Annotated in this window: 9 protein-coding genes; 4 read left to right on the forward strand and 5 right to left on the reverse strand. The window is 57.8% G+C overall.

Translation table 11 applies throughout. From position 1 onward, the window contains the following. Positions 1–21: 21 nt before the first annotated feature. Both ETAA8_RS20565 and ETAA8_RS20570 read right to left on the reverse strand, forming a co-directional pair. Complete coding sequence (locus tag ETAA8_RS20565; protein ID WP_145092631.1) at positions 22–849, reverse strand: DUF4159 domain-containing protein; 828 nt, start codon at positions 847–849, stop codon at positions 22–24. Then, positions 846–3,608 carry a tetratricopeptide repeat protein gene (locus ETAA8_RS20570; protein ID WP_145092634.1) on the reverse strand — a complete coding sequence of 921 codons (2,763 nt, stop codon included), beginning with the start codon at positions 3,606–3,608 and terminating at the stop codon, positions 846–848. Before ETAA8_RS20570 ends, ETAA8_RS20565 begins: the two co-directional genes overlap by 4 nt. Positions 3,609–3,777: 169 nt before the next feature. Here ETAA8_RS20570 and ETAA8_RS20575 point away from each other — a divergent pair, with 169 nt between their 5' ends. Genes ETAA8_RS20575 through ETAA8_RS20590 form a run of 4 tightly spaced genes read left to right on the forward strand, consistent with a single transcriptional unit; the run spans position 3,778 to position 7,606 of the window. Further along, entirely contained in the window at positions 3,778–4,713 is a 936-nt protein-coding gene (locus tag ETAA8_RS20575; protein WP_145092637.1) for a hypothetical protein, read from the forward strand. Beyond that, positions 4,710–5,720: a hypothetical protein gene (locus ETAA8_RS20580; protein ID WP_145092640.1), complete on the forward strand. Its 1,011-nt coding sequence runs from the start codon at positions 4,710–4,712 to the stop codon at positions 5,718–5,720. Before ETAA8_RS20575 ends, ETAA8_RS20580 begins: the two co-directional genes overlap by 4 nt. 43 nt (positions 5,721–5,763) lie before the next feature. Next, the gene (locus ETAA8_RS20585) at positions 5,764–6,864 is read left to right on the forward strand and encodes a hypothetical protein (protein ID WP_145092643.1); all 1,101 of its coding nucleotides are present in this window, start codon (positions 5,764–5,766) and stop codon (positions 6,862–6,864) included. Then, positions 6,848–7,606 carry a hypothetical protein gene (locus ETAA8_RS20590; RefSeq protein ID WP_145092646.1) on the forward strand — a complete coding sequence of 253 codons (759 nt, stop codon included), beginning with the start codon at positions 6,848–6,850 and terminating at the stop codon, positions 7,604–7,606. Before ETAA8_RS20585 ends, ETAA8_RS20590 begins: the two co-directional genes overlap by 17 nt. A 143-nt stretch (positions 7,607–7,749) precedes the next feature. Here the strand turns inward: ETAA8_RS20590 and proS are convergent, their stop codons facing one another. The 3 genes from proS to ETAA8_RS20605 all read right to left on the reverse strand — a co-directional run bounded on the left by proS (position 7,750) and on the right by ETAA8_RS20605 (position 13,315). Continuing rightward, on the reverse strand, positions 7,750–9,255 hold the full coding sequence (proS, locus tag ETAA8_RS20595) for a proline--tRNA ligase (RefSeq protein WP_145092649.1): 1,506 nt from the start codon (positions 9,253–9,255) through the stop codon (positions 7,750–7,752). Positions 9,256–10,247: 992 nt separating this feature from the next. Further along, positions 10,248–12,503: an ABC transporter permease subunit/CPBP intramembrane protease gene (locus ETAA8_RS20600; protein WP_145092652.1), complete on the reverse strand. Its 2,256-nt coding sequence runs from the start codon at positions 12,501–12,503 to the stop codon at positions 10,248–10,250. Then, positions 12,500–13,315, reverse strand: a complete 816-nt coding sequence (locus tag ETAA8_RS20605; protein ID WP_145092655.1) for an ATP-binding cassette domain-containing protein — start codon at positions 13,313–13,315, stop codon at positions 12,500–12,502. The genes ETAA8_RS20600 and ETAA8_RS20605 overlap by 4 nt, the downstream gene beginning before the upstream one ends. Positions 13,316–13,539: the final 224 nt, after the last annotated feature.

Raw genomic sequence — 13,539 nt, forward strand, 5'->3', positions numbered from 1 at the left:
GGGCGAATCCTTTAGTGCAAGCTAGTGAGTCATGGCGTAAGTCACGATGTTGATGCCCATTGGGTACGAATACTTCTCCGACATCTCTTTAAAATATTGCGGGTCCATCCCTTCTCGCTCCCAGCCGTCACCCAGGTCGGTGTTGTGGCAAATGATGACCATCATTCGCCCTTCGTCATCGAAGATGCCGCGGTAGTGAGCCTCGTCGGCATCGGCCCGCTCGGTGGTGTAACCGCTATACCAGGCATGAATGCTGGGAACTTGCGGCTTCTTTTTCAGGTCGTACACGCAGTGGAAGATCTCGTGCTCAAGCGGTAATTCGACCGGTTCGCGGTTGGGGAAGACTCGCTTCATATTTTCGTAGAGCGTGGCGTATTCGTCTTCGCCCCAAAAATCGTCGACCATTAAAAAGCCACCATTCAGCAGGTAACGGCGAAGCGCGGTGACCTCTTCATCGCGGAGCCACATGCGGCCGGGCTCGATGATGTAGATAAACGGATAGTCGAACAGTTCGTCGTCGGTCAGTTCGAGAATCTTGCCGTGCGGATCGACCTCAAGCGAAGTAAGTTCGTGCAGGCGGTACGAGAAATTGAGATCGCTGTCCGGATAATCGGTGGCCCAATTGCCGCCGCCGCGTCCACGCCCGCCCGACGACTCGTAACGAATGCGGACAAAGGTGAAAGCATCACTTTTGAACTGCTCGTCGTTCTTCCATTCAGGGACACCATTGCGGTCGACCATCTCGGGACGGACTTCACGCGACCAGCGACTGCGCTGGGCAACGGCCAAAGCGGCCGTTGAGGCGAGCGTGATGGCGACGATGAGCGTAACGAGTCGAAAGCGACTCATGGAGTTTTCTCCGGCGCGGCGGGCAAGTCGGATTGAGAGGCAGATGCGGGCTTATCGGCAGGGAGAGGTGGTGTGGGGACTGCGGCGACCAATTCCAGCAGCAAGTTTTGGGCGGCCTGATAGCGGGGAGTCTCTTCGAGTGCCAGTAGCGCTTCGCGCTTGGCAGCGGCGAGCTGACCCTGTTTTTGCAAGGCAGTGGCCAGCTTGAAGTGGAGTTCAGCGCGGTCGAACGGATCGAGCAATAGGAGCGCGCGATAACTGTCGGCAACGAGGCGTTGATCGTTCAGTTGTTCAGCCGCTGTCGCAGCCTGGCGATGAATGGCGGGGAGGAGCGGATTCACCGCGAGTGCGCGAAGCGCGTACTTCTTGGCTGGCTCCCAATCCTTCGCTGCTGCAGCCAGTTCATTCAACCGCGTGAGCATGTCCAAATCGCTGGCCGAGAGTGCGGCCAACTTCTCGAGCACAGCGCGCTCTTGTTTGGCATCTTTCGCTTCGCGATGAATCCGCGCGAGGAGTGCATAAGGACCGCCGGGGCTAGCGTCATGGGGATATAGCTGTGTCATCTTGGTCAGGGTGGCCTGTGCGGCCGGCCAATCCTTGGCCTGTAATTGCTGAGCGGCTAACCGCCCCAGCGCAATGTAGTTCGTCGGGTGATCCTTGAGCCAGGTGCTGATTTCGTCAGCAGTTGCGCGCTTGGGCAACTCGGGCTCGGTCCAATCGGCCAGGGGAGCCATCGCTTTGGCTTGTTCGCGGGCATATTTGGCGAACTCGTCGTCTAAGGTCGCAATGGAGCCGGTATAGCGGCCGAGTGATTCGTTAATCGGCATGCCCACGCTCAAATCGACAAGTAAGCGCTCGAGCTTGTCGCGGCCATATTTCTCCAGGAAGAACTTCACCACCAGCGACGATTCGAGATAGGCGAACTGCAGATGGGCGGGCGAAGCCGGGCTGAGAAAAGCACCGCTCAGTTTGCTGACCGGCGTGAGTTCATCGCCGAGCAACATTTCGCGATAGCGGGGCGTAATCGCCTGCCCCCAGGTCGGGTCTTCGGCTCCTTCTTCATAGACCGAGATTCCTTCGCTGAGCCAGCGCGGCATTTTGTTCTTGGTTTTCGTCAGCGTGACAACGTGACAGAACTCATGCCAGAGCGTGGCTTCCCAGCAGGCGGGCGAAGTACCTTGCGAAGCGGGACTCGGGGCAGTGATCACCGTGCCAAAGCAGACGCCGAGAAAACCACTGCCGCCGGGCATGCCAAACGTCCGAATGGCAAAGTCCTGCTGCTTGGGAAACATCTCGACAATGATCGGCTGCTCGAGCGTGACCTTATACTTCTCGCAGAGTTCCTTCTTAGCCCGCTGCAACAACGCGAGGACTCGCTGGCCATAGATGTCGGCTTCGCGCGCGTCCATTCGCACCTGCAAGCCGTCCGCTTCTAGAGTGCGGAACTTCGCCAGGTGCTCCTGCAGCGTGACGAGGTTATGCGCGAGGACGTTGTAGCCATCGGCGGCGTACACTTCCTCGGCCAGTTTCAATCCTTCTTCTTCCTGCCCTAGCCGGAGTAAATCTTGCGCGAGTTGAATCTTGGCGACGAGATACTTGGGGTCTGACTTAAGCGCCTGGCGCTGATAGGCCGAGCCTTCGGCGAAGCGATACTTTTGCGATAACTTCTGCCCGATGACGTAATCGACTTCCGGATTCGCCGGCCACGATTTGAGCGCTGCGGCCCGCAGTTGTTTTTCCTGATCGAGCTTATTGCGAAGGTGGGCGATCACCGCTCGATAAGCGAGCGCCCGCGGCTGTTGCGGGTTGATGGTGAGCACCTGCAGCAGCTGCTTCTCAGCTTCGTCGTATTGCTCCGAATCGATCTGTTCGTCAGCGACCATTAGCAAGGCAGCCACATGACGCGGATTGAGCGCGAGTGTGGCTTGCAGGGCCGCATCGGCCTTTTTCGAATCGCTGGGGGCAAACGCCCGCGCGACACCAAAGTGGGCCGCGGGATTTTCAGCATCGAGTTTGACCCCCTGCTGAAACGAGTCGCCAGCCAGTTTGTAGTCGTGCTTATCGAGCGCCAGGTCGCCGATAGCCAACCAGACATCGACATTCGTCGGCTGGCGGCGCTTGGCCTCGTTATAGATCTTGGTCAGGACCTGTTTCGGATCGGTTTGCTGGCTGAGCATCCAGCGGCCAATCACCAGCTGACTCGTCAAGTCTGAGTAGCGCCACGGCGCTTGCTGCAGCAGGCCCACGATCTCGGCATTGAATTTGTCCGCCCGTTCCAATTGCTGCGTGTGGCGACAAACGTCGCGCCCCAGCCAGCGCAACTGCACGCTGCCGTTTAGCTTGGCCAGCGCGGCATCGAGCGATTTGGCTGCGTCCGCGTAACGACCAACGGTCATCTCGGCCTGAATCTTCAGCACCCAGGCCGGCTCGTGATAGTCGTTCTGCGTGACGAGTTCGGTCGCCTGTTCGATGCACTCGGCATACTTGCCCGTGCGAAATTGAGTGGTCGCTTCGACAAGATCGGCAGCTGCAGATACACCGGCCGAGACAACGAAACCGAGGCAGCAGGCAAATGCACAAATTAGTCCGCCGCGTAAACGAGCTAGAAGTGCCCGGCCGAGATGAACTGCAACTCTCCCTTGCTGACGCGTCGGGCTACTAACTCTCCCTCGCTGATGCGTAGGGCTATTAAAGACAACTTCGCCCTGGCCGCGAGTTAAGCGGCTAACCACGTATCCCTTACGTTGGCGAGCGAGCATGCAGTCGATCCTTGGAGCCGCCGAGGGCTAGACCGAGACGAATCAATTCTATTTCATAGAACACCACACGACTACCCGCGGCCTGCCTGTGGCCGTGAATTTGTCAGCTGTCGCGGCGAATATTTTCAGCGGGGATTCATTCGCCTCCGAACTTCGCTAACTTGTGGACATGTCCGACCAAGCTGCCGAAACACCTCCTGAGCCTGAGTTCAATCCCGCGGTTGAGCCAGACAGATTGCCGCGCTCGGTTGTGGTACCGCTCGCGCCTGTGTTGCTGGTGGTCGCCATTGCTAACCTGGCAGTCGCGCCGCTGATGAAAGCGATTTCACCGCACGATTCCAGTTCGTTCATTGTCTACACGAGTTTCGGCGTGATCGCTTCGCAACTTGGTTTGCTGAGTCTGGGAGTCGTTCTCGGTCAGGAAGAATTCTGGCGGCGAACGGCAGTGAACTGGGGAGTGGGGCTGCTACTACTATTCTGCTTGTCGGTAGGCTCTGCCGCGGCCGATCAGACTAGCCACGGACGGTCGCACGAACCACTGGGGCCGCGACAGGTGGTCTGCCTCGTGCCCCTGATCTTTCTTGGCGCACAGGTACCTTTGTGGATCGCCCGCACTATGTTTGGCTGGCGCTTGGTGCGCGCGGCGAATGGGCCACTGGGGGAAAGTAAGCCGAGCGCGTTCAGTCCCGAACCTCACCTGACACTGCGCGATCTCTTCAGCGGAACCGCGATTGTGGCCATTACCTTGGGAATTGCCCGCCTGGCAACGGGCGAACAATCGGCTCTTAGCCGCTCCGAGTTTTGGCTGGCAGCTGGCCTGGGGAGTCTGGGCGCAGCTGCGATTTCGCTCATTAGTCTATTACCGTTGCTCCGCCTCTTTTTTTCGGCCGAGCTAGGCAGCGCCTGGTTCTTTGCGCTCCCCTATGGGTTCTTCATCGGCGTGATTCTCCTGGCCCTGCCCCTGTCTCGACTCATCGGAGCCAGGCCCGATGCGATGCAAATCTTCGGCTTCTTCTGCGCCATTTTCGGACTCATCGCCTCACTCGGCGCTGGCCTGACGCTCATCTGCCGGTCAGGCTGGCAGTTGCAACGAGGTAAAGGATGACCAGCAATTTGTTAGCTCCTGAGAAAGCACCCGTGATTAGCCAGAGCGAGACTCGACCGTTGAAGGTCAACGACAAGCAAAAGTGGTATCAACGATCCTTCGACCGATCCATGGGACTACTGCTGCTTCCTACCGGCCTGGTGAATTTGACGCTGGTGATTCTTGCCGATGAACGAGGCTCAGGGCGAGACTCCGCCACCGGGCAAGGATTGGCGGTGGGCTTGGTCATGGCGCAAGCTTGTCTGATCAGCATCGGAATTACCCTCGACAGTCAGCCATTTTGGCGTCGACTGCTCATCTACTGGAGCTACCTCTTCGGACTACTCGCGTGCTGGAGCGCCGGTTATGCCCTGTGGTTAATCGGTGACGCCAGCCGCGACACGACAGAAAACTGGATTGAACTCAGCAAGGACACGGGCCTGCTCTTGTGCTTAGTGCCGCTCGTCTCAATCGCCATGCAAGTGCCGCTCTGGATCGCACGCGCACTCTTCGGCTGGCGAATTGTGCTGCATGGGGAAGGAGCCTCATCGAATCACTCGGCTCAAGATGATCGGCTGGCCTTGAGTCACTTTTTTATCGGCACAGCGATTGTGGCCATCGCCTTCGCTGGCTGGCGGGCCGTTGGCAGTTTTACGCCTGTAGCGCCACAACAATTGGTACGCGCCCATCTCACAGGCTGCGGATTCGCTTTGGTAACGAGCCTGTTGGCGGCCGTTCCTTTCAGCCGCCTAGGCTTGGGACCGCTTAAAACCGACAGTGCATTTCTGATTCTCGGCAGCAATTCGCTCGCAAGTACAATCGCCCTCACGATTTTTCTCAGCAGTACCAGCGGTGACATTGACGTATCAGCACTGTCCTTGTGTCTCTTCGGCTCTTTCACCGGCAGCCTGCTGTTATCCATGATGATCCTGCGCAACTGCGGTTGGCGCATGATCTGGAACGGAGCCACTTGGCCCGTGGTGAACGCAACGAGCAGCCCAGAGTCCGCTAATACGACTTCGCAATGATCGCCCGTTTATTGGTGGGCTAGCAGTTGCAACGAGGTAAAGCATGAGCGAAGTACCCATCGGCGGTGAAGTGAGTGAAGCAAGATTTCCGTTAACCTGGCGAGAACGTGTTGCAGCGCAATTGAAAAGACGTTCGTATTGGTTTCCACTCCTCGCCGTCGTGCTCTTGCTAATACCGGCTGACTTCGTAGTCACGAAGGGAGTTTGGAGCGGCGAGCCGATCACTTTCCTGTTGATTCCACTGGCGATGATCGCCGCCCAGATCAGCTTGGGGTCTTTGGGGCTTGTGCTCGGAGCCGGTACGTTCGGCAAGCGCCTGCTGATGTTTGGCACAGGCTTGCTGCCGTGCATCGCGGCCTATCTGTGCGGTTGGCGGGCTTTCGACAGCTACTCGCGAGAATGGCCCAGCACACCTTGGAGTTGGAATGGCATCTTGATGCTGATCTTTGTGATCAGCGCGATGCTCGGTGCGCAGTTTCCCTTGTGGCTGGCTCGGCTGTCGTTCGGCTGGCGATTCGTGCGCTGCGGTACCGATCAAGCCAGTGTGCCTGACGCCAAGCTTTCGATTCTCGATCTGCTGATGACAACGACTATGTTTGCAATCGCATTGGGCGTGGTGCGGTTTAGCGTCGTCTCGATCCAGGCAGATCTGCAAATGACGGCACTGATGATTGCCTCCGTTTTGGTCGCTGGTTTCAGCGCCCTGCTCACAGCAATCATCACGTTACCACTGACGGTCTACTTCCTGGGGAACCACTCACTGAAGACGGCTTGGTGCGTAGCGCTGCTCACGTATCCGTTAGGGTTTGCAGTGCTTTGTCGCGTTTGCACCTTCTTCATGCCGCTGCATTTTGCAATGTCGGTGGGGGCCGCCGCGCTCCTCATAGGGCTTGCACACACCGTTAGTTTCGCGGCCGGCCTGCTCCTGCTGCGAACTGGCAATTGGCAACTGCTGCGTCGCGTCCGGACCGAGCCTTCGCGCTGGCGCGTGCGCGCTCAGCAGTTGTGTGAGCGCGGATACTCGCGCGGATACAAACTTTATCAATCGTACGACTGGACGAATTCGGTGTGGCCGTTGCTATGGCAATGGTGGTGGCCGCTCGTGATGCTGAACTATGTGATCCACATTGCAATTTTTTTTTAACTTGTCGCTCAATATCGACTTCGCGAACCACTTTGTGTCTGCGCAAATCGTGATTGCCAGTTTTGCGTTGGTGTTCAGCGGCGAGCCGTTTGGCCGTAGGTTACTCGCTCACTGGAGCTTGTTGCTCCTGTGCGCTGCGGCCTCGCAGGCAGGCAGGTTTACATTTGAAGACGGTTCGTACTACGGTGGCAGTCACTTTTTGCTGTGGCTTCCGCTTTACTCGCTGGCCGCTCAATTGCCATTCTGGATCGCGCGAATGGGATTTGGCTGGCGCCTTGTTCGACTACACGCCAAACCGCCGCTCGAAGCTAAATTGCGCATTGCCGATCTGATGTTGGGGACGGCAATCATCGCGCTGGTGCTGGTATTTGTGAAGCCGTACTTGTCGAGGTTCGACATGATTCTTGGCTACAGCGCGATTTACGTATTCTGTTCTCTGGTAATCGCTTCTCCCCTGGCGCAGCTGTATCTCCGAGAAAGTCGTCACCACCAATGGGCGTGGGCGGCCGTAATCGCCTATCCGGTGATCGGTATAACACTGGTATTGGTGATCTCTGTGATAAGTGCTGTTTCGAATGGTATTGTGCAGCAGGTCTTGTCCTTTGTGGTGTTAGTGATTGTCATTCTCTGCCCGACAGTGGTGATGGCATTCACGTTTTCCCAGCTACGCACTGCAGGTTGGAGATTGGAGCGTGTTGAACGTGGAGAGCGACTTAGTTACACCGGAGCCCACGAAGCCTGAGCAGGCGGGCTCTGCTCCAGCGATGAGCATCGTGTTGTCGCGAATCGAGCGGTCTGGAGTTGCAGTTACTGAGCTTCCATGAACAGAACGCTGCGACCGCGTACTGAGCGCCCCGAACAAGCTCCGGTGGGCGCAATCGCCCGCTAATACGACTTCGCAATGATCGCCCGCTTGCTGGTGGGCTGGCCGGTGAAGATGCACTTGCCGGGAACATCTTCGAGACCGAGAGGCATGTTGCGGATCGTCAGCTTGTGCTGCTTGAGGAGCGCGTCGACTTCTTTGTTCTCGGTGAAGTGGCAGAGGGCGTAGCCGCCGTGAATCTCGGGATCTTTTTCGTTCTTGGGTGTGAACCAGGCAAGTAGTTCGTCGAGATTATCGATGGTGCGCGTGTTTTCTTCGCGCATCTTCAAGGCCTTTTGAAACAGGTTGTCTTGAATGGCTTGCAGGCGGGCGGCGATGGTGGCGACCAGTTCGCTCCGTTCGACGCCGGCCTTTTCGCCCGTATCGCGGCGGGCGAGAAAGACGCCGTTCTTGGCTATGTCTTTGGGGCCGATCTCGGCTCGCAATGGCACACCGCGCTTGATGTGATACCAGACTTTATCGCCGCCGCGGATGTCGCGGTCGTCGATATGCACCCGAATCTTTGTCTCCGCGAACAGCTGCGCTTCGAGTTCTTTCTTCAAGCTTTGCACGTACGGCAGTACCGCAGCTTTTTCTTCGTCGTTGCGATAGATGGGGAGCAGCACGATGTGCTTGGGGGCGAGCTTCGGCGGCAGCACCAGGCCATCGTCGTCACTGTGAGTCATGATCAGCCCGCCGATGAGCCGGGTCGATACACCCCACGAAGTGGTCCAGGCCAGTTGCTCGGTGCCGTTCTGATCCTGAAACTTGATCCCCTGAGCCTTCGAAAAGTTCTGACCCAGGAAGTGGCTGGTGCCGGCTTGCAGGGCTTTGCGATCCTGCATCATCGCTTCGATCGAATACGTCGCGACGGCACCGGGGAAGCGTTCGCCAGCAGTCTTCTCGCCTTTGATGACGGGCATCGCCATGTAGTTCTCGGCGAAGTCGGCATAAACGTCGAGCATCTTCATCGTCTCTTCGCGCGCTTCGGCCTCAGTGGCGTGGGCGGTGTGACCTTCCTGCCAGAGGAACTCGGTGGTGCGCAGGAAGAGGCGAGTGCGCATTTCCCAGCGAACCACGTTGGCCCATTGATTAATCAGAATTGGCAAGTCGCGATACGACTGCACCCATTTGGCGTACATGGCACCGATGATCGTCTCGCTGGTGGGCCGAACGATGAGCGGTTCTTCGAGCGGGCTGGCCGGTTGCAACTTGCCGTTGGCGTCGGGCTGCAAGCGGTGGTGCGTGACGACTGCGCATTCCTTGGCAAAGCCTTCGACGTGGTCGGCCTCTTTTTGCAAGAAGCTGAGGGGAATGAACAGCGGGAAATAGGCGTTTTCGTGGCCGGTGTCTTTGAACATGCCGTCGAGGACGCGCTGGATGTTCTCCCAAATGCCCCAGCCCCAGGGCTTGATGACCATGCAGCCGCGGACATCGCTGTTTTCGGCGAGGTCAGCCGCCTTGATGACCTGCTGATACCACTCGGGATAATCGTCGGCACGGGTCGGTGTAATCGCGGTCTTGGCCATGGCCATCCTTGCTTTCGTAACGGGCAAAAGTGATTGGCCCGATTGTAGATGCAAGGGTGAAAACGAGGGAGAGGGGAAGGTGGCGGCGATTGTCGGTTTCGTCCGTCTTCAAAGCCAGGCCCTGCGCCCAGTCGCTTGCTGCTGGTCATGTTTTTTTGCGAGGAGCGATTTGGTATGCGTTCATGCCAGTGTGACCGGGGTACTGACACGCAATTTTGCCCCCTTTCAGGAAACCCGAAGCGTGAGCGAGGCGCGTGCTGATCGCGGTTAAGAGCCGTCGCGGCCGCTAGACCATTCGCTCTTACCCGCGCTTTGGCACCGCCCGAGTCATCCCAACGCATTTCGCGAGTCTTGCACTTCCGTACCTCGCGCTCGCTTTCCTCGCTGACGCTTCGGGTCTCCTAAAGAGGTGCCAGCATGGATGGATACAGCGATTTGCGTGCCGTGACCGGACTAGTCAACGGTCTGGTGTCTAATGGTTGCGGGCTGCTCTTTGTAAGTTTGGTGGCAAGTGTGTTCGATAGGCGCAGACACTCGTGCGCATATCGCACGTATGTATTAATTTAAAACATATTATTAATGGCGTAGATGTTCACCTAGCCAGCACGCTTGTTGGCGGGTAATCGATGGCTGCAGCGTGGCGAGGCTGGGCAAACGCGATTTGGAAATTATGGAAATTGAATTTTCAGGTTTCCGAGCCTTGGTAAGGACTTATGACGAGGCGCATTACGGCAAGTGGTTATGGGGCAGCAGGTTCGGCAACGTTCTGAAAGCGCGCAAGAAATGAAAATAACGGAAAGTTCCTGTTTCCGGCGGCTCGGTTTGAAGACAACTTCTGCTCTCTCAAACCGGAAATTGATTTTGGAAACTTTTCGGTCGTGGTAAAGACTTACGACGAGCGATTGGGTGGCAAGTCGCTGCCAGATTGTGACTTGCGGGCGATGCGAGCTTTGCGCGCAAGTTGCGAATAACGGAAATTTCCTCGGCCGGCCTTAAGTCGGCACGGGCACCGATTGTCGCGCGAGGGCTTGCTGCAGGCGCTCTTCGGCACACGGGTGATAAGGGAGCCGTTTGATCCATAGCAGAATCAGCACGCCAAGGAGGGCAGCGATGACGGTGGCGGTCCAGCGGTACTCGATGCCCCCTTCGTTGGAGATCGATACGACGGCGTCGAGGACGTACCAGCGGTCGAGCAGTTCCGGCGTGATGCGGCTGTGTAGGACGCCCAGTCCATTGTGGACAAAGTGATAGGCCATGGCAGGCAGCAAGCTATTGGTCTTCACCGCGATGTAGCCAATCACCATGCCCACCACGGCTGCGGCGAGCGACTGTTGGAGCAAACCGTGGGCGACGCCGAACAGCACACTGCAGATGGCGATGGCCGTCCACTTGTGACCGAGACGGCGAAGGCCAGACAGGATGAATCCGCGGAAAGCGAGTTCTTCGCAAATGGCCGGAACCACGGCGACAAGGAGCAGCAGTTCGGGAAGTGTAGCGTGGGAGAGTAACGATTCGAGCGGTGCCAAGGCACGGAGTGTTTCTTCGCTAAGTGGATAGACTTCGCGAATGCCCGCACCGAGCAACATGAGGGCGGGGTGCAGCAGCATTGCCAGGAGCATCGCGGCGGGCACGGTGGACCAGAACGAAGGAGCTTGGAGCAGCAGCGTTTGCCGCGGCTTGCGCGTGAGCATGATGGCCATTAAGCAGGCGGGAGTCGCAATGAGAGCGACCTGCACGACGAGCGTCGTCACGGCGAACTGCGTCCAGTCGCTGGGCATGGGAATCGTAAAGCTGGCAATAAAGCGAATGAAGAGCAAGAGAATGCCGCAGGCAATGGCTTCGGCCGGCGACGGAGTATCTTGCCGGTCGCGGACCAAGTGTCGCAGCCAAAGACCGAGTCCAAAGCGTTCGCTTTCGCGGAACAAGACGGCTTCGCTATTGAATTGTCGAATGGCCCAGCGGATCGACAGCCAGCAACAGAGCGCGGTGATGCCGATGACGAACGGGCTATAACGGAGCGCTTCGAGGTATTGCCCTTCCATGAGGGCCCGCAGGAGCAACATCACACCGGTGACGGGAATCAAGCTGAAGCCAAGATCGAGGCGAACTTGCGGTAGCAGTGGCAGGACCATCAGTGGCAAACTGACTAGCAGCAGCGGCATCAAATAGTACTGGCCTTCTTTCGTGCTACGAGCGAAGGCGGCAATCGCCAAGGCGAGAGCGCTGAACAAGGCGGAGATGGGGGCAAGTGCCAGCGCGAGCCAGCAGAGCGATGACAAAGGGGGCGGGCCCAAGTCCATCATCATGGGCGATGCCATGTTAGAGGCCATCTGCATGAAGAACAACGAACCGGTCAGTCCCATGCAAACCAGATTGAGCAACGACGTCGCCATGCTGAAGGTGGTAACGCAGAGGAGTTTGCCCCACACGATCTCATCGCGCTGAGCGGGACTCACAAGGAGCGTTTCCAACGTGCCGCGTTCTTTCTCGCCCGCGCACAAATCGACGGCGGGATAGAACGCGCCGGTTAACGCCCAGATCAACAAGACAAACGGCAACACCTTCGACCAGATCGCAGCGCGACGACGAAACGTTTCGGCAACATCGGTGTTAACTAGTTCGAACGGCCGAGCCGCTCCCAGAGGAACATCGCTTTGAATCAAATTGTCGTGCACCATCACTTCGCGCCAGCGGCGCAGCACAAGGTCTACTCGATTGAGTGCGACGCGCGAGGCATCACTGGCAGAGTCGGCAAAGATCTCGGGCTGAGGAATGGCATCCAGATCGGTGACTTGCAATTGATCGGCAGCTGTTTCTTCTTTGCCGCGGCGCAAGCGGTCGATATTCTTGCCGAACTCGGGCGGGAAGTAAACGACGGCATCGTAGAGCCCCGACTTGATGTCGCGCTCGGCCGCTTCACGCAGGTCGTCGATGGTGAGTGGTTCGCTTGGGACGGCGGCATTGTCATCAATTTGCAAGGTGAGCAGTCGCCGCTCGTTGTCGCTGCAGAGAGCAAGTGGGAACTCGCCGTTTTCCAGCAGAGTTGGCTGTTGCGGCAAATTGACGACACCGACGATGCGGACCTTCGAAGGTTGTTCCTTCAAGAACTGTTGCATCTGGCACCAGACCATCGCCAGCAGCGGATACATCAGCAGCGGCAAGATGACGATGGTGAACAACGTGCGGCGATCGCGCAGCTGGTCGCGCAGTTCGCGCAGATAGATCAGCCTGATGTTGGTCCAGCTCATACGGGACTCGATGGTGACGTGGTGAGGGGGGCAGTAGCAACAGGGCTGCTGAGAAGGCTGGTCGTCAGTGGCACGTCACTCTGAGATTGAATCAGGCGGAAGAAGAGCTCTTCGAGATCGCGCTCGCCATGGATTGCAGCGAGTTCTTTGAGAGTCCCTTCGGCGAGAAACCGACCGCGGTGCATGATGGCAATGCGATCGCACAGTCGCTCGACTTCACGCATGATGTGCGTCGAGAAAATGATGCACTTGCCCATGTCGCGCAGGTGAGCCACCGTCTTGAGGAGCGCGCGAGCCACGAGCACATCGAGGCCAGCCGTTGCTTCATCGAAAATGAGAACCGGCGGATCGTGCACCAGAGCGCGGGCAATGGAGACCTTCTGCTTCATGCCGGTCGACATCTTCGCGCCGAGCACATCGCGAATCTCTTTCATCTGCAATCGCTCGAACAGTTGATTCATCCGCTCGCGCAGTTCGTCGGCTGGCAGGCCATACAGGCGGCCGAAGTACTCGACCATTTCCCAGGCTGTCATGCGGTCATAAACGGCCGTGTTGCAGGAGACGATGCCGATCTGCCGGCGCACGAGAGACGGCTGCGTGAGGACGTCGTTGCCATTCACGGTGGCCGAACCACCCGTGGGACGCAGCACCGTACTAAGGATGCGGAGCGCCGTTGTTTTGCCGGCGCCGTTGGGGCCAAGCAGGCCGTAGATCTCTCCGGCGCGCGCCTGAAAAGAAATGCCGGCCAAGGCCACGCGCGGGCCTTGATGCAAATCGGCATACGACTTTTCGAGTCGGCTAACGTGAATCATGCGCCGCTGTTTTCAAAGGTGAGAGGAGATGAGTCGCTGTGGGGGCATCCTTATTCAACATACGTCACGCGACTGCTCACGCAGGCCGAAGATGCGGGACGAATTGTCTTTCGAGTGAAATGTCGATTGATAGGGACGTAGCGATTGCAACGGAGCAACGTATGTTACGGTTGCGAATGATTGGGTCTGTCACTCGTGATGTCAGTCCGAATTGCCGCGCATGA

The sequence above is a fragment of the Anatilimnocola aggregata genome (genome assembly GCF_007747655.1).
Taxonomy (GTDB): Bacteria; Planctomycetota; Planctomycetia; order Pirellulales; family Pirellulaceae; genus Anatilimnocola; species Anatilimnocola aggregata.

What these genes read in the sequence shown, in the direction of transcription:
- ETAA8_RS20565 (WP_145092631.1), bottom strand. Translation starts at nt 849, where the DNA reads ATGAGTCGCTTTCGACTCGTTACGCTCATCGTCGCCATCACGCTCGCC.
- ETAA8_RS20570 (WP_145092634.1), bottom strand. Translation starts at nt 3,608, where the DNA reads ATGCTCGCTCGCCAACGTAAGGGATACGTGGTTAGCCGCTTAACTCGC.
- ETAA8_RS20575 (WP_145092637.1), top strand. Translation starts at nt 3,778, where the DNA reads ATGTCCGACCAAGCTGCCGAAACACCTCCTGAGCCTGAGTTCAATCCC.
- ETAA8_RS20580 (WP_145092640.1), top strand. Translation starts at nt 4,710, where the DNA reads ATGACCAGCAATTTGTTAGCTCCTGAGAAAGCACCCGTGATTAGCCAG.
- ETAA8_RS20585 (WP_145092643.1), top strand. Translation starts at nt 5,764, where the DNA reads ATGAGCGAAGTACCCATCGGCGGTGAAGTGAGTGAAGCAAGATTTCCG.
- proS (WP_145092649.1), bottom strand. Translation starts at nt 9,255, where the DNA reads ATGGCCAAGACCGCGATTACACCGACCCGTGCCGACGATTATCCCGAG.
- ETAA8_RS20600 (WP_145092652.1), bottom strand. Translation starts at nt 12,503, where the DNA reads ATGAGCTGGACCAACATCAGGCTGATCTATCTGCGCGAACTGCGCGAC.
- ETAA8_RS20605 (WP_145092655.1), bottom strand. Translation starts at nt 13,315, where the DNA reads ATGATTCACGTTAGCCGACTCGAAAAGTCGTATGCCGATTTGCATCAA.